Origin of the sequence: Streptomyces griseiscabiei (genome assembly GCF_020010925.1) — a bacterium.
Lineage (GTDB): Bacteria > Actinomycetota > Actinomycetes > Streptomycetales > Streptomycetaceae > Streptomyces > Streptomyces griseiscabiei.
Window position 1 is genome coordinate 225,308 of record NZ_JAGJBZ010000004.1, and the last position, 24,848, is coordinate 250,155.

Annotated in this window: 15 protein-coding genes and 3 rRNA genes; 8 read left to right on the forward strand and 10 right to left on the reverse strand. The window is 68.3% G+C overall.

Annotated elements, in window-relative coordinates; genetic code table 11:
• Nucleotide 1 precedes the first annotated feature (1 nt).
• Nucleotides 2–1,879, reverse strand: coding sequence for a sigma-70 family RNA polymerase sigma factor (locus J8M51_RS40410; protein ID WP_267299941.1), 1,878 nt, complete (start codon nt 1,877–1,879; stop codon nt 2–4).
• Nucleotides 1,880–2,228: 349 nt separating this feature from the next.
• Nucleotides 2,229–3,035: a TetR/AcrR family transcriptional regulator gene (locus J8M51_RS40415; protein WP_216591323.1), complete on the reverse strand. Its 807-nt coding sequence runs from the start codon at nt 3,033–3,035 to the stop codon at nt 2,229–2,231.
• Nucleotides 3,036–3,464: 429 nt separating this feature from the next.
• Between J8M51_RS40415 and J8M51_RS40420 the strand changes: the two genes are divergently transcribed.
• Together J8M51_RS40420 and J8M51_RS40425 are read left to right on the forward strand one after the other, a co-directional pair.
• On the forward strand, nt 3,465–4,829 hold the full coding sequence (locus J8M51_RS40420) for an NAD(P)/FAD-dependent oxidoreductase (RefSeq protein ID WP_267299942.1): 1,365 nt from the start codon (nt 3,465–3,467) through the stop codon (nt 4,827–4,829).
• A 224-nt stretch (nt 4,830–5,053) separates the two neighbouring features.
• Nucleotides 5,054–6,727 (forward strand): ATP-binding SpoIIE family protein phosphatase, encoded by a 1,674-nt coding sequence (locus J8M51_RS40425; protein ID WP_216591321.1) that lies wholly within the window; start codon nt 5,054–5,056, stop codon nt 6,725–6,727.
• Between the two features lie 89 nt (nt 6,728–6,816).
• Here the strand turns inward: J8M51_RS40425 and J8M51_RS40430 are convergent, their stop codons facing one another.
• Complete coding sequence (locus J8M51_RS40430; protein WP_179202885.1) at nt 6,817–8,094, reverse strand: MFS transporter; 1,278 nt, start codon at nt 8,092–8,094, stop codon at nt 6,817–6,819.
• Nucleotides 8,095–8,265: 171 nt separating this feature from the next.
• Here J8M51_RS40430 and J8M51_RS40435 point away from each other — a divergent pair, with 171 nt between their 5' ends.
• The 4 genes from J8M51_RS40435 to rrf all read left to right on the forward strand — a co-directional run bounded on the left by J8M51_RS40435 (nt 8,266) and on the right by rrf (nt 14,682).
• The gene (locus J8M51_RS40435; protein ID WP_086752499.1) at nt 8,266–8,823 is read left to right on the forward strand and encodes a MarR family winged helix-turn-helix transcriptional regulator; all 558 of its coding nucleotides are present in this window, start codon (nt 8,266–8,268) and stop codon (nt 8,821–8,823) included.
• Nucleotides 8,824–9,520: 697 nt separating this feature from the next.
• Nucleotides 9,521–11,047 (forward strand): 16S ribosomal RNA (locus J8M51_RS40440).
• Between the two features lie 302 nt (nt 11,048–11,349).
• Nucleotides 11,350–14,473: ribosomal RNA gene (locus J8M51_RS40445) — 23S ribosomal RNA — on the forward strand.
• A gap of 92 nt (nt 14,474–14,565) precedes the next feature.
• A 5S ribosomal RNA gene (rrf, locus tag J8M51_RS40450) occupies nt 14,566–14,682 on the forward strand.
• The 16S, 23S and 5S rRNA genes sit together here, the layout of an rRNA operon.
• 48 nt (nt 14,683–14,730) lie before the next feature.
• Here rrf and J8M51_RS40455 read toward each other — a convergent pair.
• Both J8M51_RS40455 and J8M51_RS40460 read right to left on the reverse strand, forming a co-directional pair.
• Nucleotides 14,731–15,402 (reverse strand): response regulator, encoded by a 672-nt coding sequence (locus J8M51_RS40455; protein WP_267299943.1) that lies wholly within the window; start codon nt 15,400–15,402, stop codon nt 14,731–14,733.
• Nucleotides 15,399–16,682, reverse strand: coding sequence for a sensor histidine kinase (locus J8M51_RS40460; RefSeq protein ID WP_267299944.1), 1,284 nt, complete (start codon nt 16,680–16,682; stop codon nt 15,399–15,401). The genes J8M51_RS40455 and J8M51_RS40460 overlap by 4 nt, the downstream gene beginning before the upstream one ends.
• A 92-nt stretch (nt 16,683–16,774) precedes the next feature.
• On the opposite strand from J8M51_RS40460, the gene J8M51_RS40465 reads away from it, so the two are divergent.
• On the forward strand, nt 16,775–17,362 hold the full coding sequence (locus J8M51_RS40465) for a GNAT family N-acetyltransferase (protein WP_267299945.1): 588 nt from the start codon (nt 16,775–16,777) through the stop codon (nt 17,360–17,362).
• Nucleotides 17,363–17,400: 38 nt separating this feature from the next.
• Nucleotides 17,401–17,778: a cupin domain-containing protein gene (locus J8M51_RS40470; protein WP_086765197.1), complete on the forward strand. Its 378-nt coding sequence runs from the start codon at nt 17,401–17,403 to the stop codon at nt 17,776–17,778.
• Between the two features lie 6 nt (nt 17,779–17,784).
• Here J8M51_RS40470 and J8M51_RS40475 read toward each other — a convergent pair whose 3' ends face one another.
• From J8M51_RS40475 to J8M51_RS40495, 5 genes are all read right to left on the reverse strand, one after another.
• Nucleotides 17,785–19,446, reverse strand: a complete 1,662-nt coding sequence (locus J8M51_RS40475; RefSeq protein ID WP_267299946.1) for a type VI secretion protein — start codon at nt 19,444–19,446, stop codon at nt 17,785–17,787.
• A gap of 55 nt (nt 19,447–19,501) precedes the next feature.
• The gene (locus tag J8M51_RS40480) at nt 19,502–20,938 is read right to left on the reverse strand and encodes an ATP-binding protein (RefSeq protein ID WP_086763887.1); all 1,437 of its coding nucleotides are present in this window, start codon (nt 20,936–20,938) and stop codon (nt 19,502–19,504) included.
• A gap of 66 nt (nt 20,939–21,004) precedes the next feature.
• Nucleotides 21,005–22,543 carry an SCO6880 family protein gene (locus tag J8M51_RS40485; RefSeq protein ID WP_086763885.1) on the reverse strand — a complete coding sequence of 513 codons (1,539 nt, stop codon included), beginning with the start codon at nt 22,541–22,543 and terminating at the stop codon, nt 21,005–21,007.
• 23 nt (nt 22,544–22,566) lie between these two features.
• Nucleotides 22,567–23,895 (reverse strand): energy-coupling factor transporter transmembrane protein EcfT, encoded by a 1,329-nt coding sequence (locus J8M51_RS40490; protein ID WP_267299947.1) that lies wholly within the window; start codon nt 23,893–23,895, stop codon nt 22,567–22,569.
• Nucleotides 23,885–24,739, reverse strand: coding sequence for a hypothetical protein (locus J8M51_RS40495; protein WP_267299948.1), 855 nt, complete (start codon nt 24,737–24,739; stop codon nt 23,885–23,887). Before J8M51_RS40495 ends, J8M51_RS40490 begins: the two co-directional genes overlap by 11 nt.
• Between the last annotated feature and the right edge of the window lie 109 nt (nt 24,740–24,848).

A 24,848-nucleotide genomic window follows, 5' to 3' on the forward strand; every position in this document is an offset into this window, starting at 1 on the left:
CTCACTCACAGGTGAACCGCGACTCCGCCCAGTCCGCCAGCACCGGCAGCACCTGGTGGCCGTGCGGCTCGACGACCAGCCGTACCGTCTCCCGCCCGCTGAGACTCACCCGCACCGGGACCGCCGGGTCCCCGCCCCGCACCAGCCCGGACTTCCACAGCCGCACCCCGTCGCCGTAGACGGAGAAGTAGACCTCGCCGAGGCCGTGCGTCAGATCGTCGACGCCGACGAGCGCGTCGTACGAGCCGCACCGGCGGTTGAGGTCGATGGTCACGGAGGAGCGGCCGTGCACGGTCACGCCGTTCGCGTACCGCTTCCCGGCGATCGCCATGCCGTACCGCTGCCAGACCCAACTGCTCTCCCCGAGCCGCATCTCGGGCCCGGTGCCGTCGCCGAGGACGCCGTACCGCAGCTCGTTCCACTGGTAGACGGCCGGAGGCGGTGGTGGGGGAGGGGGCGTCGGGGCCGGCGGTGTGGGAGACGGCTTCGGTGGCGCGGGCGTCGGTGTCGGTGTCGGCTCGGGTGTGGGTGTGGGAGCAGGTGTGGGCTTCGCGGACGGCGCCGGCGGCTCGGCCCGTGAGGGCGAGGGCGACGGCCTCGGTGTCGGCAGCGCCTTGGCCACCGGCACCACCACGGCGGGCGCGTCCGGCGCGGGCTCCTCCGGCGGTGCCGACGGCTCCGCCTCCGGCGCGGCCTCGACGGACCGCGACGCGGACGGCCTGGCCGACGGCTCCTTGGGCTCCACCTCGTCGTTGGCCAGCGCGAGCGCCACCGCCGCGGCGACCATCCCGGCCACACTCACCGCGATGCCCACCTTCGCCGGCGCGCCCAGCCCCTCCGCGGCGGCCCCGCCGCCCGCACCGGCGCCGGAACCCCCGCTTGCCGCGGCGGCCGCGCCCGCGGCCCCGGCCCCCGCGCCACCGGCGACGAGCGCGGCCACCTTCGCGTATCCGGCCGCGCCGAACCAGCCGATGACCGCGACCGGTACGACGGCCGGGATGCCGCTCGCGACCTCCTTGATCTGCCCGGCGGCCAGCCGGCACGCCGCGCACTCCTCCAGGTGCGCGCGCAGCCCCCGCTCGGCCCGTGTCCGCAGGCTGCCCCGGGCGTACGCGCCGAGCCGGTCGGCGTACCGCCCGCACTCCGCGGAGTTCCCGGCGAGCGCGGCGCTCACATGGGCCTGCAGATACGCCTGCTTGAGCCCTTCCCGGGCCCGGCTGGCCAGCACCCGCGTGCCGTTGGCGTCCAGCCCGAACAGCGTGGCGACCTCGCTCGGCGACTCGTCCTCGACCTCCGTGTGCCAGAGCACGGCCTGCCACCGCTCCGGCAGCGAACGGAACGCCTGCATCGCCATCGACTGCTCGGCCTCGTGCATCGCCCGCACATCCGCGCCGAGATCGAGCGTGTCGGTGTCCGACACCTCGGCCCCGCGCGCCGCCTGCGCCGCGAACACCGCGAAGTCGTCGACCAGCTGCTCCCGCTGCGCGGAACTCGTCCAGGTGGCCGCGACCCGGCGCACGGAGGTGAGCAGATACGCCCGTACGGCGTGCTCCGGGCCGGAGCCGCCCCGTACCGCCTGCAGCATGCGGGCGAAGACCTCGGCGGTCAGGTCGTCGGCGGTGTGGGCGTCCCGGCAGCAGGTGCGCGCGTACCGGCGCACGGCCTCCGCGTGCCGCCGGTACAGCTCCTCGTACGCGGAGTCGTCCCCCGACCGCATCCACGCGATCAGATCGGTGTCGGCGGGCGCGCGCGGCGGCAGCACCCCGGAGTCGGACCGGTCCCACTGCGCCGGAACCCCCCGCCCCCCTTGGCTGGGCACCTGAGGTTCCGCCTCCACCTCCGGCTCCGACCCCGACCCGTCCCGTCCGTCACGCCCCATCGCGGAAGCCCCCGCCACCAGCCGACCCAGTCCCGAACACCAGGGCAGAGTGCCATATTGGCTTTTGTTCAGCCCCCAGCACTACGACATACCACTCGTCCGAGCGGACTTCCCAGACCTCAGAACACGAGTTCACCCATACGAGTAACGCAAAGGTGAAACCAAACCCCTGGAAAGGGCCGAAGGCCCCTTTTCCAGGGGCGCGGGGAACGGCGCGAGAACCCCTACCGGACGGACGCTGGGGGTCAAAGGGGCGCAGCCCTTTGAAGGGAGGGGACGGGAAGGGGCGGCGGGGGCGAAAATCCACCCCACACCGCCCCGGAGAGACCGACCCCTCACCCGCCCACGATCAGGCAGGCCGAGACCGCAACCCCTCCAACAGAATGTCCAGCAACCGAGCCGACGCGGCAGCCTGCTGCGCCGCGTCGGGCAGGGCCGGCGCCCCCGTGGCGATCACCAGCAGCACATCCGCCACGGTCACGTCCTCGCGCAGCTCACCGGCCGCCCGAGCCCGCTCCACCAACTGCCCCACGACCTCGAGCAGGGCGGAGGCCCCGGCGTCGTCCACCGGCCCGCCGAGACCACCGGCGCCGGAGACACCACCCGGACCCGCGTCCGCCGGCACCAGCCGAAGCTCGGCCGTCGGCTGCACCCGCTGCTGCGGCACCCGCGCCTCGTCCACGACGATCGCGCCGATCCCGTCGGCCCCGGCCACGTCGTCCGCGACCCCGACCCGCAGCACCTGCGGCGGCAGCAGCCGCCCGGCACCCGAGGCCACCGACGTCCGCAGGAACCGCGACAGCGCCTGCCACGGGTCCTCCTCCTGACCGAGCGCCACCCTGGCCTGTTCGGTGAGCCGGGACGTCTCCTCCTCGGCTATCCGGCGGACCAGGACGTCCTTGCTCGGGAAGCGCCGGTACACCGTGCCGACACCGACCCGCGCCCGGCGGGCCACGTCCTCCATCGGCGCGCCGTATCCCAGCTCGCCGAAGACCTCACGTGCCGCGCGCAGCACGTGCTCAAGATTGCGCTGTGCGTCCACGCGGAGCGGAGTGGACCGCACTCCGTCACCGCGTCCGTTGCCGCCCGCCGAGCCGATCGCACCGCCGGGTGCGATGGTGGACGCGGACGACCAATGAGACTCCTGAATATGCATACGTGTTCCCCCGGTAATGACGTCTCCCCCCGGAGACTCTCCCCGTCATCGGAAGCCGGAGCGACGGAACGAGCGTCCAAGGTCCTCGGCGGTCACCGATCACCTTCGTCGGAGACCCGACCCGGCTCCCGACCTCGGTCCCGAGCCGACCGGATCTCTTGAACGCATCCCCCCTACACCCCGTCGACACACGAACATAGTTGAGAGGGAGTCAATTCAGAAGGGGCACGTTCCGCACGGAGCGCCCCTCGATCGGAGTACGGGCGGTTTACGTCCGGTTTGCGCCCCCTCCTGCCACCCGGCTCACACCATCTGACCTGCGCACCTGCCGCACACGCCGGTAAATCGGCCAACCCCGCGCCCCCACGGCGACCGGTCACACAAATTGCCGGGCCTGTGGACAAACCAACGAGCAAGGTGCGTCATGGGATGGTGAAGGAACCGATGCGCATCCTTATCGTCGGCGGCGGATACGTCGGGCTGTACACAGCGCTGCGTCTGCAGCGACAGCTGAAACCGGAACTCGGACGCGGCGACGTCGAGATCGTCGTCGTGTCCCCCGACCCCTATATGACGTATCAACCCTTCCTTCCGGAGGCCGCGGCGGGCTCCATCTCGCCCCGCCATGTCGTGGTGCCGCTGCGCCGCGTCCTCGACCGGTGCAGGGTCGTCATCGGCGAGGCCACCGCGATCAACCACGCCAAGCGCGTCGCGACCCTCACCACCCTCGCCAACGAGGAGGAGGGCACGGAGCCCGAGCCGCTGACGTACGACGAACTGGTGCTCGCCCCCGGCTCGGTCTCGCGGACCCTGCCCATCCCCGGGCTCGCGGAGCACGCCATCGGCTTCAAGACCGTGGAAGAGGCCATCGGCCTGCGCAACCACGTCATCGAGCAGATGGACATCGCCTCCTCCACCCGCGACCCCGCGATCCGTGACGCGGCGCTGACCTTCGTCTTCGTGGGCGGCGGCTACGCCGGCGTGGAGGCGCTCGGCGAGCTGGAGGACATGGCCCGGTACACCGCGCGGTACTACCACAACGTGCGTCCCGACGACATGAAGTGGATCCTCGTGGAGGCCTCCGACCGCATCCTCCCCGAGGTCGGCGAGGAGATGGGCCGCTACACGGTCACCCAGCTGCGCCGCCGCAACATCGACGTACGCCTGCACACCCGCCTCGAATCGTGCGCCGACCGCGTCGCCGTCCTCAGCGACGGAGCCCGCTTCCCCACCCGTACGGTCGTCTGGACGGCCGGGGTCAAACCGCACCCGATCCTCGCCGCCACCGACCTCCCGCTGAACGAACGCGGCCGGCTGAAGTGCACCGCCGAGCTGACCGTGGAGGGCGTCACGCACGCCTGGGCCGCCGGTGACGCCGCCGCCGTGCCCGACGTCACCGCCGAAGCCGGCAAGGAGACCGCCCCCAACGCCCAGCACGCCGTACGCCAGGCCCGCACCCTCGGCGACAACATCGCCCACTCCCTGCGCGGCGAACCCCTGGAGACGTACGCGCACAAATACGTCGGCTCGGTCGCCTCACTGGGCCTGCACAAGGGCGTCGCCCATGTCTACGGGCGGAAGCTGAGGGGCTACCCCGCCTGGTTCATGCACCGCGTCTACCACCTGAGCCGGGTGCCGACCTTCAACCGCAAGGCCCGTGTCCTCGCCGAATGGATCCTCTCCGGGCTCTTCAAACGAGAGATCGTCTCGCTCGGATCACTCGAACATCCCCGTGCGGAGTTCGAACTCGCGGCCGGTGGAAAGCCTCCTGAGAACCCGAAGGGGTCGTCCTGACCGGATCCAGGAACTCCATCGTCCGGGCCGACGTCTGACGGATGTCGGTCCGGTCGGCCAGACTGGTCCGCGACGTGATCCATGATCGCGGGCGGGGCCATCCCTCGCCCACACGTACCCACGACCAGGCGCCCCCACCGCCGCACCCGAGGCGACCCCCCGGGCCACCGGCCGGATCCGGAGCCGGCCGGCGACGACAACACGAGGCACGAGGCAAGGATTCGGTGAACTTCACGCGCTGGAGCGCCCGGCTCCCCGGTACGCAGCGCCGCGCCGCAGCGCGGACCGAACACACGGTCACCCCGGACCGGCGGGGGGACGGCTCCGTGCCCGCGGCCCGTGTCGAACGGCAGACCGACGACCCCCCGGACGAACCCCCGACCGTGCCCGCCGTCGACGATCTCCCCACCCGCGAGATCCTCGACCGCATCCCGGCCCTCGTCGCCCTGGTCCACGGCTCCGACCACCGCACGGCCTACGTCAACGACGCCTATGCCGCGGCCTTCGGCGCCCGCCCCCTCGGCGAGCCCGCCCGCGAGGCCCTGCCCGAGCTGGACGCCCTCGGCCTCCTCCCGCTCCTCGACCAGGTCCTGCGCAGCTCCAGACCCCGCACGGTCAAGTCCCGCAAGGCCCCCAGCGGCCGCAGTTACACGATCACCTGCACCCCGGTCGCCGTACCGAGCGGCGCCGGACAGAGCGACGGCGGCGTACTGATCTTCGCCGCCGACGTCACCGACCACGCCGAGGCCGCCGAACGCCTCCGCGCCAGCGAGCGCCGCCAGCGCGAGACCGCCGTCACCCTGCAACGCTCGCTGCTCCCCCAGGAGCTCGAACAACCCGACGACCTGCGCATCGCCGCCGTCTACCACCCCGGCGGCACCGAGACCGCGGTCGGCGGCGACTGGTACGACGTCATCACCCTCGGCGGCGGTCGCACGGCCCTCGTCATCGGCGACGTCATGGGCAGAGGCGTCCGCGCCGCCGCCGTCATGGGCCAGCTCCGTACGGCGGTCCGCGCCTACGCCCGTCTGGACCTCCCCCCGCACGAGGTCCTGCAACTCCTCGACGGCCTGGCCACGGAGATCGACCCCAACCAGATCGCCACCTGCGCCTACGCCGTCCACGACCCCAACGAGGGCCGTCTGGTCTACTCCTCGGCGGGCCACCTGCCCATCCTCGTCCGCGACGAGAGCGGCACGGTCCTGCGCGCCGACGAACCGACCGGCCCGCCGCTCGGCACCGGCGGCTGGACCCACTCCTCCGGCTCGATCCCCCTCGGCCCGGGCTCCACCGCCGTCTTCTACACGGACGGCCTGGTGGAGCGCCGCAACGAGGACCTGGACGAGGGCATCGCCGCCCTGGAACGCGCCCTGGCCGGCGCCACGGGCACCCCGCAGGTCGTCTGCGACCGCCTGGTCCGCTCGACGGGCGTCACCGCCGACCACGACGACGACGTCGCCGTCCTCGTCCTGCAGCACCCGGCCCGCGTCGGCCCCGACAGCGAACTGTTCCGCAACGCCGCCCTGGAACTCCTCGGCGGCGTGGAAGCGGCCCCCCGCGCCCGCGCCTTCGCCTCCGGCGTCCTCAGCAGCTGGCGCTTCTCACCGGAACTCCACGACCTGGGCGTCCTCGCCGCCAGCGAACTCGTCGCCAACTCCCTCCAGCACGGCACCCCACCCATGCGCCTGCGCCTGCGCCGCACCGACCGCCGACTCATCGTCGAGGTCACCGACGGCAACGACCACCTCCCCCGCCGCCGCCGAGCCGACCCCACCGACGAGTCCGGCCGCGGCATCGCCATCATCGACACCATCGCCTCCAACTGGGGCAGCCGCCGCGCCCCCGGCGGCGGCAAGGCCGTCTGGTGCGAGTTCGCCCTGCCGAGGAAGACGACGTAGGAACGGGGTGCGTCGTCGGGTGCGGATGTGTGGGGCTTCTCGCGCGGTTCCCCGCGCCCCTGAGAAGCAGGGGCTGCGCCCCTTGCTTTTCAGGCCCGCACCACCCCGGAGGGCACTGTGGCCCCACCGCGAGCCACCACCCGGCTCTTCACCGACGACGGCTGATCCTGCGCCTCACTCAGCAGCCGCCCCAGCCGCACAGCCAACGCCGTGATCCCCAACGAGAAGATCAGGAACGTCACGACGTACGCCGCGTGCAGCGACGCCCCCATCGGCCCGCCCACCGCCGGCCCGACCGCCAGAGCGAGCTGCTTCACCAGGGCGAACGCCGAGTTGTACTGCCCAGCCATCCCCACCGGCGCCAGATCGGCCACCAGCGGCGCGACCGTCGGCGACAGCATCGCCTCCCCGAGCCCGAACAACGCGTACGTCGACACGAACGCCGCCGTCGCCATCGCCTCACTCGTCCGCCCCAGCCCGGCGAACGCGGCCACACCCCACGCCACGGCCCAGATCAGCCCCACGGCGGCGATCACCCGGGACCGCCGACGCCGCTCCACGAACCGCAGCACGGCGAACTGCGCGACCACGATCACCGCGGTGTTCGCCGCCAGCGCCGTACCGAGCGCGGACGTCGATATCCCGGCCGCCTCCACCCCGTACGCACTGAGCCCCGACTCGAACTGCCCGTAGCAGGCGAAGAACAGCACGAAGCCGAGCACGCACAGCTGCACCATGGCCCGATTGCCGAGCAGTTGCTTCCAGCTCCCCTTGGCCGTCGCCCCGCTCGGGACACCCTCGACCTTCGGCGCCCGAGGCATCCGCACGGTCGCCATCACACCCACGAGCAGCAGGAACATCGCCGCCTGTATGGAGAACAGCAGGACGAAGGAGCTCGCGCGGCTGGCATCCACGAGATGCCCGCCTATCAGCCCGCCGACCCCGAGCCCGAGGTTCTGCAGGAAGAACTGCGTGGCGAAGGCACGGGACCGGTTCTCCGCGGTGGAACAGTCGACGATCATCGTCGCGAGCGCCGGCTGTGTCACGGCCTGTCCCGCCCCGAGCGCCGCCGCCGACAACAGCACGGTCGTCGCGGTGGAGGCGAGCCCCAGGCTCAGCGAGCCGACGGCGGCGGTGACCAGGGCGGTGAGCAGCACCGGAAGCGGTCCACGCCGGACTATGGCCCGCCCGGCGAAGGGCAGCACCACCAGCGCGGCCACGGCGAAGACCGCGAGCACGAGCCCCGCCGTCGTCGCACCGAGATCCCGCACCTGCGCCACATAGACGTACAGATACGGGACCGTGAAACCGAGTCCGAACGCGCCGAGCGCGTTACCCACGTGAATCCGGCGCATCGCTGCGCCCATCCCCCTGGTCACGTTCACCTGCCTAGGTAGAGGAAGCCTCCCGACTGCACGGGCACGCCGACCGAAGCCAGCAAGCGTTAGCAGTGAAGACTTCGAAGCTAAAACTTAGAACCTAAACAGTACATGCCGAAGGACTTCGATGCCAAGCAGCCTCGTGCCATACTTCGGCCCATGGGCGACACCCCAGGCACCTCCGGCAGCGCCGAGCCGACCCTCGAAGAGCAGATCGCCGCCTACCAGCGCGAGTTCCAGGACCTGGACCCCCAGGTCGAGAAGATCGTCTCGGCGCTCTCCCGCCTCAACCGCCGTATGAACGTCGCCTACGGCCGGCAGACCTCGGCGCTCGGCATCAGCAACGCCGAGTGGGAGGTCCTCAAGGCCCTCGTCCTCTCCGGCGCCCCCTACCGCATGGGCCCGAGCGAGCTCGCGAAGCGGCTCGGCCTCACACCGGCCGCCATGACCCACCGCATCGACCGCATGGTCGCCGAGGGCCTGGTGACGAGGGAGCGCGACGAGACCAACCGGGTCCGCGTCATCGTCGAGCTGAACCCCGAGGGCCGCGAGAAGTGGCTGGAGGCCATGCGCCTCGCCTCGGTCTTCGAGGAGGACCTCCTCCAGGACCTCTCCCCTCTCGAACGCACGGTCCTGGGCGAGGTCCTGACCCGCCTCCTCCGCCGCGTCGAGCACGCCCAACCGGACGCCGGCGGCCGTCTCACCGACCTCGACTGAGGCCGTACGGTGGAGGGGCGCCCGACGTTTGACCGCGGGCCACGCTGGGGATGCTTGACAGTCCGCCCCGCGATCCGTAATGTTCTCCGGGTTGCCACGGAGCCTTAACGGTTCTGCGACAGCACCTCAGCCGCTTCGAGCGGCACCCAAACCAACCAGCACGATCTCCCACTCGGGGTGAATTCGGCGTGCCCGAATTCAATTCGATTTGGGTTCGACAGTCCGATTGGGAACTGCCGAGCAGATCCGCTAAGGTTTGGAACGTCGGAACGGCCCAACAGCCGGGAAGGCAACTCCCGCTGACTGGGAATCAGGCCCGAAAGGATCTGATAGAGTCGGACTCGCCGGAAAGGGAAACGCGGAAGCGGAAACCTGGAAAGCACCGAGGAAATCGGAACCGGAAACGGTCTGATAGAGTCGGAAACGCAAGACAGCAAGACCGAAGGGAAACTGCCCGGAGGAAAGCCTGAGCGAGAAGCTCGGGTGAGTACAAAGGAAGCGTCCGTTCCTTGAGAACTCAACAGCGTGCCAAAAATCAACGCCAGATATGTTGATACCCCGTCTCCAGCATCTGCTGGGACGAGGTTCCTTTGAAACAAAACACAGCGAGGACGCTGTGAACCATCGGACTATTCCTCCGGTGGTTCCGCTCTCGTGTGTGTGCACCGGCTGAATTAGTTTTCCGGCCGAGTAAACATTCACGGAGAGTTTGATCCTGGCTCAGGACGAACGCTGGCGGCGTGCTTAACACATGCAAGTCGAACGATGAACCACTTCGGTGGGGATTAGTGGCGAACGGGTGAGTAACACGTGGGCAATCTGCCCTTCACTCTGGGACAAGCCCTGGAAACGGGGTCTAATACCGGATACAACACTCTCGGGCATCCGATGAGTGTGGAAAGCTCCGGCGGTGAAGGATGAGCCCGCGGCCTATCAGCTTGTTGGTGAGGTAACGGCTCACCAAGGCGACGACGGGTAGCCGGCCTGAGAGGGCGACCGGCCACACTGGGACTGAGACACGGCCCAGACTCCTACGGGAGGCAGCAGTGGGGAATATTGCACAATGGGCGAAAGCCTGATGCAGCGACGCCGCGTGAGGGATGACGGCCTTCGGGTTGTAAACCTCTTTCAGCAGGGAAGAAGCGAAAGTGACGGTACCTGCAGAAGAAGCGCCGGCTAACTACGTGCCAGCAGCCGCGGTAATACGTAGGGCGCGAGCGTTGTCCGGAATTATTGGGCGTAAAGAGCTCGTAGGCGGTCTGTCGCGTCGGATGTGAAAGCCCGGGGCTTAACCCCGGGTCTGCATTCGATACGGGCAGACTAGAGTGTGGTAGGGGAGATCGGAATTCCTGGTGTAGCGGTGAAATGCGCAGATATCAGGAGGAACACCGGTGGCGAAGGCGGATCTCTGGGCCATTACTGACGCTGAGGAGCGAAAGCGTGGGGAGCGAACAGGATTAGATACCCTGGTAGTCCACGCCGTAAACGGTGGGAACTAGGTGTTGGCGACATTCCACGTCGTCGGTGCCGCAGCTAACGCATTAAGTTCCCCGCCTGGGGAGTACGGCCGCAAGGCTAAAACTCAAAGGAATTGACGGGGGCCCGCACAAGCAGCGGAGCATGTGGCTTAATTCGACGCAACGCGAAGAACCTTACCAAGGCTTGACATACACCGGAAACGGCCAGAGATGGTCGCCCCCTTGTGGTCGGTGTACAGGTGGTGCATGGCTGTCGTCAGCTCGTGTCGTGAGATGTTGGGTTAAGTCCCGCAACGAGCGCAACCCTTGTTCTGTGTTGCCAGCATGCCCTTCGGGGTGATGGGGACTCACAGGAGACTGCCGGGGTCAACTCGGAGGAAGGTGGGGACGACGTCAAGTCATCATGCCCCTTATGTCTTGGGCTGCACACGTGCTACAATGGCAGGTACAATGAGCTGCGAAGCCGTGAGGCGGAGCGAATCTCAAAAAGCCTGTCTCAGTTCGGATTGGGGTCTGCAACTCGACCCCATGAAGTCGGAGTTGCTAGTAATCGCAGATCAGCATTGCTGCGGTGAATACGTTCCCGGGCCTTGTACACACCGCCCGTCACGTCACGAAAGTCGGTAACACCCGAAGCCGGTGGCCCAACCCCTTGTGGGAGGGAGCTGTCGAAGGTGGGACTGGCGATTGGGACGAAGTCGTAACAAGGTAGCCGTACCGGAAGGTGCGGCTGGATCACCTCCTTTCTAAGGAGCATCTAGCTGCCGCAAGGCAGCCAGAGCCACTACGCAGACAAACGTTCTGCGGTGGTCAGCTCATGGGTGGAACGTTGATTATTCGGCCGGTTCACCGGGCCGGAGGCTGTGAGTACTGCTCGTCAGAGTGTGGAAAACATGATCTCCGGACGGGGAGCGGCCGGGCACGCTGTTGGGTGTCTGAGGGAATGAACTTCCTTCAGTGCCGGCCCCGGTGTACTCACTGGATCTCCAGTGGGGTGACGGGTGGTTGGTCGTTGTTTGAGAACTGCACAGTGGACGCGAGCATCTGTGGCCAAGTTTTTAAGGGCGCACGGTGGATGCCTTGGCACCAGGAACCGATGAAGGACGTGGGAGGCCACGATAGTCCCCGGGGAGTCGTCAACCAGGCTTTGATCCGGGGGTTTCCGAATGGGGAAACCCGGCAGTCGTCATGGGCTGTCACCCATACCTGAACACATAGGGTATGTGGAGGGAACGCGGGGAAGTGAAACATCTCAGTACCCGCAGGAAGAGAAAACAACCGTGATTCCGGGAGTAGTGGCGAGCGAAACCGGATGAGGCCAAACCGTATGCGTGTGAGACCCGGCAGGGGTTGCGTATACGGGGTTGTGGGATCTCTCTTTCACAGTCTGCCGGCTGTGAGACGAGTCAGAAACCGTTGATGTAGGCGAAGGACATGCGAAAGGTCCGGCGTAGAGGGTAAGACCCCCGTAGCCGAAACGTCAGCGGCTCGTTTGAGAGACACCCAAGTAGCACGGGGCCCGAGAAATCCCGTGTGAATCTGGCGGGACCACCCGCTAAGCCTAAATATTCCCTGGTGACCGATAGCGGATAGTACCGTGAGGGAATGGTGAAAAGTACCGCGGGAGCGGAGTGAAATAGTACCTGAAACCGTGTGCCTACAAGCCGTGGGAGCGTCGCGCATCGAGTTTACTCGGTGCGTCGTGACTGCGTGCCTTTTGAAGAATGAGCCTGCGAGTTTGCGGTGTGTTGCGAGGTTAACCCGGGTGGGGTAGCCGTAGCGAAAGCGAGTCCGAACAGGGCGATTTTAGTAGCACGCTCAAGACCCGAAGCGGAGTGATCTAGCCATGGGCAGGTTGAAGCGGAGGTAAGACTTCGTGGAGGACCGAACCCACCAGGGTTGAAAACCTGGGGGATGACCTGTGGTTAGGGGTGAAAGGCCAATCAAACTCCGTGATAGCTGGTTCTCCCCGAAATGCATTTAGGTGCAGCGTCGTGTGTTTCTTGCCGGAGGTAGAGCACTGGATAGGCGATGGGCCCTACCGGGTTACTGACCTTAGCCAAACTCCGAATGCCGGTAAGTGAGAGCGCGGCAGTGAGACTGTGGGGGATAAGCTCCATGGTCGAGAGGGAAACAGCCCAGAGCATCGACTAAGGCCCCTAAGCGTACGCTAAGTGGGAAAGGATGTGGAGTCGCAGAGACAACCAGGAGGTTGGCTTAGAAGCAGCCACCCTTGAAAGAGTGCGTAATAGCTCACTGGTCTAGTGATTCCGCGCCGACAATGTAGCGGGGCTCAAGCGTACCGCCGAAGTCGTGTCATTGCGATATGTACCCCCAACGGGGATCGTGATGGGTAGGGGAGCGTCGTGTGCCGGGTGAAGCCGCGCCGGAAGGCAGTGGTGGACGGTTCACGAGTGAGAATGCAGGCATGAGTAGCGATACAAACGTGAGAAACGTTTGCGCCGATTGACCAAGGGTTCCTGGGTCAAGCTGATCTGCCCAGGGTAAGTCGGGACCTAAGGCGAGGCCGACAGGCGTAGTCGATGGATAACCGGTTGATATTCCGGTACCCGCTGTGAAGCGTCAAACACTGAACCAGGCGATGCTAAGTCCGTGAAGCCGCCCCGGAGCCTTCGGGCAAAGGGGAGTGGTGGAGCCGACGGACCAGACTTGCAGTAGGTGAGTGATGGGGTGACGCAGGAAGGTAGTCCATCCCGGGCGGTGGTTGTCCCGGGGTAAGGGTGTAGGCCGTGCGACAGGTAAATCCGTCGTACTTGTGGCTGAGACCTGATGCCGAGCCGATTGTGGTGAAGTGGATGATCCTATGCTGTCGAGAAAAGCCTCTAGCGAGTTTCATGGCGGCCCGTACCCTAAACCGACTCAGGTGGTCAGGTAGAGAATACCGAGGCGTTCGGGTGAACTATGGTTAAGGAACTCGGCAAAATGCCCCCGTAACTTCGGGAGAAGGGGGGCCACGCTCGGTGATCCGATTTACTCGGTGAGCTGGGGGTGGCCGCAGAGACCAGCGAGAAGCGACTGTTTACTAAAAACACAGGTCCGTGCGAAGCCGTAAGGCGATGTATACGGACTGACGCCTGCCCGGTGCTGGAACGTTAAGGGGACCGGTTAGTCACATTTCGGTGTGGCGAAGCTGAGAACTTAAGCGCCAGTAAACGGCGGTGGTAACTATAACCATCCTAAGGTAGCGAAATTCCTTGTCGGGTAAGTTCCGACCTGCACGAATGGCGTAACGACTTCTCGACTGTCTCAACCATAGGCCCGGTGAAATTGCACTACGAGTAAAGATGCTCGTTTCGCGCAGCAGGACGGAAAGACCCCGGGACCTTTACTACAGTTTGATATTGGTGTTCGGTTCGGCTTGTGTAGGATAGCTGGGAGACTGTGAAGCTCGGACGCCAGTTCGGGTGGAGTCGTCGTTGAAATACCAGTCTGGTCGTGCTGGATGTCTAACCCGGGTCCGTGATCCGGATCGGGGACAGTGTCTGATGGGTAGTTTAACTGGGGCGGTTGCCTCCCAAAGGGTAACGGAGGCGCCCAAAGGTTCCCTCAGCCTGGTTGGCAATCAGGTGGTGAGTGTAAGTGCACAAGGGAGCTTGACTGTGAGACCGACGGGTCGAGCAGGGACGAAAGTCGGGACTAGTGATCCGGCGGTGGCTTGTGGAAGCGCCGTCGCTCAACGGATAAAAGGTACCCCGGGGATAACAGGCTGATCTTCCCCAAGAGTCCATATCGACGGGATGGTTTGGCACCTCGATGTCGGCTCGTCGCATCCTGGGGCTGGAGTCGGTCCCAAGGGTTGGGCTGTTCGCCCATTAAAGCGGTACGCGAGCTGGGTTTAGAACGTCGTGAGACAGTTCGGTCCCTATCCGCTGCGCGCGCAGGAATATTGAGAAGGGCTGTCCCTAGTACGAGAGGACCGGGACGGACGAACCTCTGGTGTGCCAGTTGTTCTGCCAAGGGCATGGCTGGTTGGCTACGTTCGGGAGGGATAACCGCTGAAAGCATCTAAGCGGGAAGCCTGCTTCGAGATGAGTATTCCCACCCACTTGATGGGGTAAGGCTCCCAGTAGACGACTGGGTTGATAGGCCAGATCTGGAAGCCCGGTAACGGGTGGAGGTGACTGGTACTAATAGGCCGAGGGCTTGTCCTCAGTTGCTCGCGTCCACTGTGTTGGTTCTGAAACCACGAACAACCCCATTGCCCTGGTCACGGGTGGTGGTGCGGTTGAGTGTTTCATAGTGTTTCGGTGGTCATAGCGTGAGGGAAACGCCCGGTTACATTCCGAACCCGGAAGCTAAGCCTTACAGCGCCGATGGTACTGCAGGGGGGACCCTGTGGGAGAGTAGGACGCCGCCGAACAAATATTGAGAAAACCCCCGCCGGGAATCCGGCGGGGGTTTTCTGCGTTCAGGACGGCTCCACCAGTTTTGTGTCGTACGCCAGGATCACCGCCTGGATACGGTCCCGGGAGCCGGTCTTCGCCAGGACACGGCCCACGTGGGTTTTCACCGTGGATTCCGCGAGATGGAGACGGGCTGCTATCTCGGTGTTCGTCCAGCCCCTGCCGATGACGGTGAGGATCTCCCGCTCGCGGTCCGTGAGGGGGGAGAGGCGTGGGTCCGGGAGGGTGAGGTCGGTCGGCTTCTCGGATTCCGGCAGATGGTGGGCGTAGGTGTCGAGGAGGCGCCGGGTCAGGCTGGGGGCCACGACCGCGTCCCCGGAGGCGACGGCTCGTACGCCGGAGAGGAGTTCCTCGGGGAGGGCGTCCTTGACCAGGAAGCCGGAGGCGCCGGCGCGGAGGCCCGCGTAGGCGTACTCGTCGAGGTCGAACGTGGTGAGGATGAGGACGCGGGTGCGGTCGCCCGCGGAGACGATGCGGCGGGTGGCCTCGATTCCGTCGAGGCCGGGCATGCGGACGTCCATGAGGACCACGTCGGGGTGGAGCTCGGCCGTCAGCCGGACCGCCTCGCTGCCGCCGGGGGCCTCGCCGAGGACCGTCATGTCGTCCTGGCTCTCCAGGAGCATGCGGAAGCCCAGGCGCTGGAGGGGCTGGTCGTCGGCTATGAGGACGGTGGTCACTGCGGGGTTTCCTCCGGAAGGTGAAGGTGGACTCGCCAGCCGCGCTGCGGGTGGGGGAGTGGGCCGGCCTCAAGTGTGCCGCCGTACAGGGCTGTTCGTTCGCGCATGCCGGGCAGGCCGCGGCCGCTGTTCGTGGGCGAGGGCGGGGCGGGGGGTGTGCGGGCGGTGTCGGTGAGGGTGAGGGAGACGGCGCCCGGAGCCTCGTAGGAGATGTCGAGGTGGGACGTGGCGGCCGGTCCCGCGTGTTTGAGGGTGTTGGTGAGGGCCTCCTGGATGACGCGGTAGACGGTGAGCTGGCGGCCGGGGGGAAGGGCCGGGGTGCCCCGGACCGTGGTGTGGACGGGCAGGCCGGCGGAGCGTACGCCGCTGATGAGCCGGTCGAGGTCGGTGAGGGTGGGCTGGGGAGTGAGATCGGCCGGCCGGGTGGGGTGTGCGGGGTCTTCGGGGTCGTCGCGCAGGACGTCCAGGAGGCGGCGTAGTTCGGCGAGGGCCTGGCGGCTGGTGGTGGAGATGGCGGTGAGGGCCTCGGTGGCGCGGGCGGGGTTCTTCGGGGCCGCGTATCGGCCGCCGTCGGCGAGGCCGGTGATGACGGAGAGGTTGTGGCCGATGATGTCGTGCATCTCGCGGGCTATGCGGGCGCGTTCGGCGGCGGCGGCGAGGCGGAGCTGCTGGTCGCGCTCGACTTCGAGCTGGTGGGCGCGCTCGACGAGGGACGCGAGGTACTCCTTGCGGGTCCGGACGGCGATGCCGGCGACCGAGGCGAGGGCCAGGGCCGTCGCGGCGGGGACGATGTTCTGGTCGAGGCCCTGTTCGGCGGGGTAGCGGAGCCCGCCGAGCACATAGGGCAGGAGGGCCAGGGCGTACGACCCGAGCAGGATGCTGTGGCGGGTGCGCAGGGCTATGTGGAACAGGGTCAGCAGACAGACCTCGCCGGCCTGGAGGGACGCTCCGCTCCAGGTGTTGACGAGGGCGAACGGGAACGTCGTCAGAAGGACCGCGAAGGGGTGTGTGCGGCGCTTGAGGAGCGGGACGGTGAGGCCCAGGGCGAGGGCGGTGATCAGCCAGCCGGGTTGTGTGGGGTTCTCGGCGTTGTTCCGCCAGCCGTCGCTCGTCTGGTCGATGAGTGCGGCCGTGACGAAGAAGCCGGTGACGAGCAGGTCCCAGAGGAGAGGGCGGCGGCGGTCGAGGTCGCGGGCTCGCTGGGTGAGGCGCTGGACGTGGCGGGTGAGGGGCTGGGGGCCGGTGGGCTGCCACTCGGTCTCGGTGCCGTCGCTAGTCACGGAGGCATCCTCGTACGCGGACGAGGCGGGGGCGTCCGACCGGAGCCGGAAATCAGGTGAAGGTGTAGTACCCCAGTACTAGCGTGAGCGGGATGAGGCTGTCTGAGAGTGGTGGGATTCCCGCTGTGCCGGCTGTTCCCGAGGGGTACGGCATCCGGTCCGTCCGTGCCGGTGAGTGGCGTGAGGCAAGGGAGTTGAGGCTGGCCGCGCTGCGGGACCCGGTTGCTCGTCTCGCGTTCCTGGAGACGTACGAGAAGGCCGTGGCGCGGCCGGACGCGTTCTGGAAGGAGCGGACGGAGGGTTCCGCCGAGGGGGTTCTGGAGCGGCGGCAGTTCGTGGCGGAGAGTGCGGGCGGTGAGTGGGTCGGGACCGTGACCGTGCTGGTGGAGGAGGCCGGGACGCAGGACTTCTTCGGGGGGATCGTCGAGCGGCGGCAGGGGCATCTGGTGGCGGTGTTCCTGAGGGAGGGGCACCGGGGGAAGGGTGTGGGCGAGGCGATGTTCGCGGTCGCGGTGGAGTGGGCCCGGGGTGTGGCCGGGGTCGAGCGGGTGCGGTTGTTCGTGAACGAGGGGAACGGTCGGGCCGCGGCCTTCTACCGCCGGGCCGGGTTCGTGGGGAGCGGGGTGACCGTCGAGGGGGACGAGGGGCGGGAGTTGGAGTATGTGCTGAGGGCCGCGTAGTGCGGGGGTGCCCGGGGCCGGTGTTAGCGTTCGGCGGCATGGACGACAGCGTGTATGTGGGCAATGCGGGCAAGGACGCGGCGCTGGACCGGGGTTGGCTCCTCGGGCACTTCAAGGCGGAGGGTGATCCGCGGCGGAGCGAGGCCGTGGAGATCAAGTGGGGGGTGCATCCGCGGGGTGACACCCGGGCGCAGTGGGTGCGGGGCGAGGAGCGTACCGCCCTGCAGGTGCTGATCAGTGGTCGTTTCCGGGTCGACTTCCCGGGGCGCAGCGTCGTGTTGGAGCGCCAGGGCGACTATGTCGTGTGGGGGCGCGGGGTGGATCACTCCTGGGTGGCCGAGGAGGAGTCGGTGGTGTTGACGGTGCGGTGGCCGTCGGTCGCCGGGTACGCGGTGCCGGAGGAGGGCGCTTCCTGATTCCGGTCAGGGCAGGGGGAGTTCGGCGTTCGGCCAGCGGGAGCGGGCCTGTTCGCGGGAGCGCAGGAGGGCCAGGGTGGGGAGGCCCTGGTCGGGGCCCGAGGCCAGGAGGGCGGGGAGCTGGGGGAGGGGGGCCACGGCCGCCACGTCGTCCAGGACCAGGGTGAGTGGTGGGTCGAGGCGGCCGGAGGATGACCGTTCGGCCATGCGCCGGCCGCGCTCGACCACGCTTGAGGCCAGGGCCGTCAGGAGAGGCATGGCGGAGGGGTTCGCCTTGGGGTCCTCGATGGGGTCGCCGACCACATAGAGCGTTCCCCCTTCGTGCACGAAGGAATCCAGGGCGAGGGAGTCGGCTCGGTTCGGGGTGCAGGATTCGCGGACGTTGACCGTGGAGAGGGCGGACAGGGCACGTGCCGTCAACTGCTGGGCGATGTCCCGGCGTTCGGGGTGCGAGGTGAGCGCCGACTCCAGTTCGCCCGCGGCGCCGGGGGACGCCTTCGGGTTCGTACGGAGGATGCGGACCGCTTCCTGGACGCTGCTGCCCTGGGCCCAGCGGTGCAGGTGGCGGATGGTGCGGCTGTCTATGGCGGCGGCGTGGAGGTAGCTGCGCAGGAGGGTCTCCGCGGTGTCCGCCATGGCCTGGTCGATCTTGGCCGTGGGGCGGATGGGGGCGAGGAGGGCGGCGGCCCTGGCCAGGGCCGTGGGCTTGTCCTCGCAGCCGGCGACGGGGGACCAGTGGAGGCGGGCCGGGGTGTCGCAGCGGTGCGCGGGGTCGTAGAGGAGGACCGGGCCCAGCTTCGCCCGGGCGTCCTTCGTGTCCGACCAGAGGGTGGGGTCGGAGGTGACCACCAGGGCGGGGCCCTCGGCGTCCCGTACGGCCTGGGCGGCGGCCGGGCGGCGGGACTCGGCGGGGCCGAGGACGACCGTGGGGGGCGTGCTCGCCCGGCCCGCCGGGTGACCGGCGCCGGGCGCCGAGGGCTGCGGGGCGACGGGGGTGCCGGGGCGGGGCTCGGGGACGGGCGGGGCGCCAGCGCTGCTGGGGGCCGGGGAGCTGGGTGAGGGGGCCGTGGTGGGGGCGTAGGCGTCGGCGTACGGCTGTGTCGCGGCGGTCTGCTCGGTGGGGGCGGCGGACGGGCTCGGGTGCTGGGCGGGGGTGGCGGCGTACTGCTGTGCGGGCGGCGGGTGTTCCGTGGGGGTGGTGGCCTGGGCCGGGACTTCGGTGTGGTGCCGTGTGTTCGGGTGCGCGTTCGGGTGCGCCGGTGTTGTCTCGGTGGGGTGCGTGCCCTGGGTCCGGGCCGACTTCTCCCGGGCCCGTACGGCTCTCCAGCGGGCCAGGGTGCCCATGGTGAAGACGGCCATGACGAGGAGGACCATGAGCTGGCTGATGAAGAGGCCCCAGAAGAGGCCGTAGCCGGAGAGCTGGGCGGCAGGGGTGTCCGGCCAGGCGGCGGGGAGGTCCTGGGGGGCGGCGACCAGGCTGCGTACGGCCAGGGGGGTGCGGGTGAAGGTGACGGCGTCGGGCCAGGCGCCGTGGGCGAAGAGGCCGGCCAGGCCGGTGGCCGACCAGACCAGCAGCGTCAGGCAGACCAGGAAGCCGAGGAGGGCGATCAGCAGCCCGTCGGGGATGCCGCCGCCGCCCTGCGGGGGGTGCCGGTCGTCGGGTCTCATCGCACGCCGCCGTTCACGGGGTTCCTTGTCGTTTGCGGTCGCCTGGGGGTGCCGGTCAGGCCACTGTCGATTCGGAGGAGCCGTATCCGTCGACCTCGCTGAGGCGGTGTTCGACGAAGGCGGCCGCCCGTTCCTCGGCCTCCAACTCGGCGGCGTGCAGGGCGTCGTCGCTGTCGAGGAGGTGGTCGTCGGACGACTCGGTCATCGCGCGGTCGGTGAAGACCAGGGGGCGTTCGGTCTCGGTGATCAGGTGTTTGACCACCTGGACGTTGCCGTTGACGTCCCAGACGGCGATGCCGGGGGTGAGGGTGGGGATGATCTCCACCGCCCAGCGGGGCAGGCCCAGGACGCGGCCGGTGGCCCTCGCCTCGTCCGCCTTCTGGGCGTAGATCGTGCGGGTCGAGGCCATCTTGAGGATCGCGGAGGCCTCCTTTGCCGCCGCGCCGTCGACGACGTCCGAGAGGTGGTGGACGACGGCGACGAAGGACAGGCCGAGGCGGCGGCCGAACTTGAGCAGGCGCTGGAACAGCTGGGCGACGAAGGGGCTGTTGATGATGTGCCAGGCCTCCTCGACCAGGAAGATGCGCTTCTTCCGGTCGGGGCGGATCCAGGTGTGCTCCAGCCAGACGCCGACGATCGCCATGAGGATGGGCATGGCGATGGAGTTGCGGTCGATGTGGGAGAGGTCGAAGACGATGAGGGGGGCGTCGAGGTCGATGCCGACGGTCGTGGGGCCGTCGAACATGCCTCGGAGGTCGCCGTCGACCAGGCGGTCGAGGACCAGCGCCACGTCCAGGCCCCAGGCCCGTACGTCGTCTATGGCGACGTTCATCGCCTCCGCGGACTCCGGTTCGGGGTGGCGGAGTTGCTCGACGATGTCGGTGAGGACCGGCTGGCGTTCGACGATGGTCTCGTTGACGTAGGCGTGGGCGACCTTGAGGGCGAAGCCGGAGCGTTCGTCCAGGCCGTGGCCCATCGCGACCTCGATGATCGTGCGGAGCAGCGCGAGCTGGCCCGTCGTGGTGATCGAGGGGTCGAGGGGGTTGAGGCGGATGCCCATGTCGAGGGCGGCCGTCGGGTCCAGGCGGATGGGGGTTATGCCCAGCTCCTGCGCGATGAGGTTCCATTCGCCGACGCCGTCCTCGCCCTGGGCGTCGAGGACGACGACCTGGCGGTCGCGGAAGCGGAGCTGGCGCAGGACGTACGTCTTCTCCAGGGCCGACTTGCCGTTGCCGGACTCGCCGAGGACGAGCCAGTGCGGGGCGGGGAGCTGCTGGCCGTAGAGCTGGAAGGGGTCGTAGATGTAGCCCTTGCCGGAGTAGACCTCGCGGCCGATGATCACGCCGGAGTCGCCGAGGCCGGGGGCGGCGGTCGGCAGGTAGACGGCCTGGGCCTGGCCCGTGGAGGTGCGGACGGGGAGGCGGGTCGTCTCGACCTTGCCGAAGAGGAAGGAGGTGAAGGCGTCCGTGAGGGCGGACATCGGGTCCCGCATCAGTGCCTCATCTCCGGGTGCGGTCGGGCTCCAGGGGCCCTCGGGTGATCCCGCATCGCTGCAGCCCTACCTTCGGATTCCGGTGGCGAACGGGAGCGTGTTGACGAAGGCCCGGTGGTGTTCGCGGTCGCACCACTCCAGCTTCAGATACGACTTGCCGGCCGAGGCCCTTATGGTCCGCTTGTCGCGGGCCAGGGCCTCCGGGGAGCGGGAGGAGACGGTGATCCAGCCGACCAGGTTGACGCCGGCCGCGCCGCTGGCGAGGTCCTCTCCGCGTTGGTCCAGGCGGGAGTGGGAGGCCACGTCGCGGGGGTCGACGGTGCGGTTCATCTTGGCGGCGCGGGACGCCTCGGCCTCGTCGTTGGTCTTCTCGGTGAGCATGCGTTCGATGGCGACCTCGGTGGGTTCGAGGTCCATCGTGACGGCGACGGTGCGGATGACGTCCGGGGTGTGGACGAGCAGGGGCGCCAGGAAGTTGACGCCGACCGGGGTCATCGGCCACTCCTTCACCCAGGCCGTGGCGTGGCACCAGGGGGCGCGGGTGGAGGACTCGCGGGTCTTGGCCTGGAGGTAGTCCGGTTCCATCGCGTCCAGTTCGGCCGGCCAGGCGTTGCGCTTGGTCATGGCCTGGATGTGGTCGATGGGGTGGTCCGGGTCGTACATGGAGTGGATGAGGGAGGCGAGGCGGCCCTGGCCGAGCGGCTGCCGTACGCGGATGTCGGCCTCCTGGAGGCGCGAGCAGATGTCGGTCAGCTCGCGGGCCATGACGACGGCGAGCCCGGCGTCCTTGTCGAGCTTGCGGCCCTGGGGGCGGGCGGCGCGGGCCATGGCGTGGCCCTCGGCGGCCAGTTCGCGGTTGTAGTGCATACAGGCGACGAGGTAGGCGCGGTGCTGCTCGCTGCTGGTGGAGACCATGGACTGCAGCTGGTCGTACGACTGCTGGAGCCAGCCGGGGGCGCGTTCGTCGCCGCGCTGGGCGACGTCCTTGGCGTGGGCGTCGGGGTCGGCGGGGAGGGTGCGGGCGAGCATCTGCAGGCGGGTGACGAAGCCGTCGCCGTTGGCCACGTGCTTGAGGAGGGTGCCGAAGCGGTCGACGAGGGCTTCCTGGTCCTCGGAGTCGCGCAGGCCGACGCCGGGGCCCTCGATCTCGATGGCGGCGGTGACGGTCCGGCGGTCGGCGTGCAGGAGGACGGCGATCTCGTCGGGGCCGAAGGGGGCGGCGAGCCAGGTGATGCGGCCGATGCCGGGCGGGGGGCCGACCTCGACCTCACGGCCGTCGAGGCTCGTCCCGGCCTCCATGTTGGCGGAGCGGTATGTCGTGCCCTTGCGCAGGCTGCGCTTGTAACTGCGGTTGATCTCGAACCACTTGTAGAACGTCCGCCGCTTGTACGGCACGTACACGGCCGCCAGCGCCAGCATCGGGAAGCCGGTGAGCAGGGCGATGCGCGGGACGAGCACCGGGACGAGGAGGCCGCACATCATGCCGAGGAACGCGCCCGCGATGATGAGCGCGATCTCGCCGGACTCGCGGTTCCGGCCGATGATCGCGTTCGGCCGGGCGCGGCCGATCAGATATGTACGGCGGGGCGTGACCGGGTGGGACACATGGGCCGCGTGGGAATCAGCCGTCAACGCCCTTCACCTCCCGTGCGGTTGTTGCGGTTGTTGCCGGCGTGGGGGGTGTTGATCGGGCTCGTGCGGGGCGGGGGTGCGGCGGAGGGGACAGTTCCGCCGCCTCCGCTCGGGGTGCGCGAGCTGTGGGCGGCCACGCCGCCGGATGCGGGGTTGGCCGGGCGGGGGGTGCTGTTGCCGCCTCCGCCGCCGTGGTTGTCGGCCCGGGAGCTGTGGGTCTTGATGCCCTGGGCGACGAGGCTGGCCGGGGAGCTGATCACGGCGGCGGCCTTGCCTTCGGCGCCGCGCATGATGCGGTTGTTGCGGGAGTTGGCGATCTCGTCGCCGAAGCCCGGGACGAAGCGGTAGATCATCGCCGAGGCGAAGATGGCGAGGAGGATGATGGCGAGGCCGGAGACGACGGCGGCGAGGGAGTCGGGTCCGTCCTCCGTGGTCAGGGCGCCGGCGAGGCCGAGGACGATGACGATGACCGGCTTGACCAGGATGATCGCGATCATGATGCCCGCCCAGCGGCGGACGTGGCCCCACAGGTCCTTGTCGACGAGGCCGGCGTAGACGACGACGCCGAGGAGGGCGCCGACGTAGAGCAGGACGGCCCTGAGGTAGAGCTCCAGGTAGAGGACGCCCGCGGCGACGATGGAGATCAGCGAGACCAGGATCAGCATGATCGGGCCGCCGCCGATGTCGTTGCCCTTCTTCAGGGCTTCGGAGAACGTGCCGAAGAACGTTTCGGTCTGGTTGCCGGTCGTCTGGGCGATGATGTCGCTGACGCCGTCCGTGGCCGAGACGATGGTGTAGAGGATGAGCGGGGTGAAGGCGGACGCGAGCACGGTCAGCCAGAGGAAGCCGACCGCCTCCGAGATCGCCGTCGTGAACGGCACGCCTCGGACTGCCCGCTTCGTGACCGCGAGCAGCCAGAGCACGAGGGTGAGGATCGCGGAGGCCGCGAAGACCACCGCGTAGTGCTTCAGGAACGTCATGTTCGTGAAGTCGACGTTCGCGGTTTCGTCGACGGCTTCCGAGAGCTTGTCTACGGTCCAGGAGGCGGCGTCTGCGCAGCCTTGGGCTAGGGAGGAGAGGGGGTCGAGGGTGGTGGTGAGGTCGTTGGGGGTGGTGCCGCCGCCACCGCCGCCGCCACCTCCGTTGTCCTTTTCGCAGTACTCCCGGGCCGCGCCGGAGAGCAGTGAGCAGGAGTCACCGCTGGGCGAGGGGGAGGGGGACGGCGTGGGTGCGGCGACGGCACGCGTCGCCAGCAGGACTACCGCGGTCTGTACGGCTGTCAAGGTGGCGGCGACTTCGAGTACACGGCGTGGCCTACCGGGCATAGGTGAACCCTCCGTACTCCTCGACGGCCTTCGAGATCTCGTCGGACGTCGAGACCTTGTTGTCGCCGTTGACCGGCGCGGGGCCTTCCTTCTGCGCGAAGCTGTCGACCTTCCAGTCGTCGTTCTCCCAGCGCAGTTGGAGGGTCATGGTGAACCAGTCGCTGGTGACCGGGTTGGTCGTGCTCTCGGACGCCATGCCGAACACACCTGTGCACCACACCTCGAGGGTCGCGGTGCTGTCCGAGTAGCTGGTGGCGGCGGTGCCGACCGGCATGGTGCGTGAGACGTAGGTGCTGCCGGTCGGTGCGTTCCCTTCCTCGTCCAGGCCGACCTTGGTGAGGAAGTCCGCGTTGTACACCTGGTTCAGACGGTCTTCCAGGTCGGCCGACTTGTCGGCGGCGAAGACCTGTCGGACGATCTCACTTCTCCGTGCGGGCTTGAGGATGTCGGCCGAGACCAGTACCACGGAGTAGTTGGCCGCCGCCGATTCGGCGCCCTGCTGGTCGTGGGCGAAGCCGGAGGGGATGCCGCCGGTCTTCGTGGTGACCGGCCGTTCCCCCGAAGCCGCCGTAGGTGCGCTGTCCGCCTTGTCCCCGCTGGAGCCGCCGTCCGTGTCGGAGTTGCCGCCGCCTCTGTTCGCGAAGGCGATCGCGGCGATGAGGAGGACGACGACGCCGACGACGGTGACGAGGCTTCTGGAGGAGGAGCGGGGGCGGCGGGGGGCGTCGCCGTCGCCGCCGGGGAGGCGGGTTCTGGTCTGGCCGGTGCCGGCGTAGCCCCCGTACGCCCCGTCGTCACCGGAGCGCGAGGACTCGCGGTACCCGTGCTCGTCGCCGAGACTCATGCCGCGGTCGCCCCTTCAACTTCGACGTCGTACCGAAAGGCGTAGCAGTACGACGTTAGCCGCGCTGGTTCCCGCGCGGGCGCGGTGTGGAGACTCGACATCAGGGAAA

What these genes read in the sequence shown, in the direction of transcription:
- J8M51_RS40410 (WP_267299941.1), bottom strand. Translation starts at nt 1,879, where the DNA reads ATGGGGCGTGACGGACGGGACGGGTCGGGGTCGGAGCCGGAGGTGGAG.
- J8M51_RS40415 (WP_216591323.1), bottom strand. Translation starts at nt 3,035, where the DNA reads ATGCATATTCAGGAGTCTCATTGGTCGTCCGCGTCCACCATCGCACCC.
- J8M51_RS40420 (WP_267299942.1), top strand. Translation starts at nt 3,465, where the DNA reads ATGGTGAAGGAACCGATGCGCATCCTTATCGTCGGCGGCGGATACGTC.
- J8M51_RS40430 (WP_179202885.1), bottom strand. Translation starts at nt 8,094, where the DNA reads ATGGGCGCAGCGATGCGCCGGATTCACGTGGGTAACGCGCTCGGCGCG.
- J8M51_RS40435 (WP_086752499.1), top strand. Translation starts at nt 8,266, where the DNA reads ATGGGCGACACCCCAGGCACCTCCGGCAGCGCCGAGCCGACCCTCGAA.
- J8M51_RS40465 (WP_267299945.1), top strand. Translation starts at nt 16,775, where the DNA reads ATGAGGCTGTCTGAGAGTGGTGGGATTCCCGCTGTGCCGGCTGTTCCC.
- J8M51_RS40470 (WP_086765197.1), top strand. Translation starts at nt 17,401, where the DNA reads ATGGACGACAGCGTGTATGTGGGCAATGCGGGCAAGGACGCGGCGCTG.
- J8M51_RS40475 (WP_267299946.1), bottom strand. Translation starts at nt 19,446, where the DNA reads ATGAGACCCGACGACCGGCACCCCCCGCAGGGCGGCGGCGGCATCCCC.
- J8M51_RS40480 (WP_086763887.1), bottom strand. Translation starts at nt 20,938, where the DNA reads ATGCGGGACCCGATGTCCGCCCTCACGGACGCCTTCACCTCCTTCCTC.
- J8M51_RS40490 (WP_267299947.1), bottom strand. Translation starts at nt 23,895, where the DNA reads ATGCCCGGTAGGCCACGCCGTGTACTCGAAGTCGCCGCCACCTTGACA.
- J8M51_RS40495 (WP_267299948.1), bottom strand. Translation starts at nt 24,739, where the DNA reads ATGAGTCTCGGCGACGAGCACGGGTACCGCGAGTCCTCGCGCTCCGGT.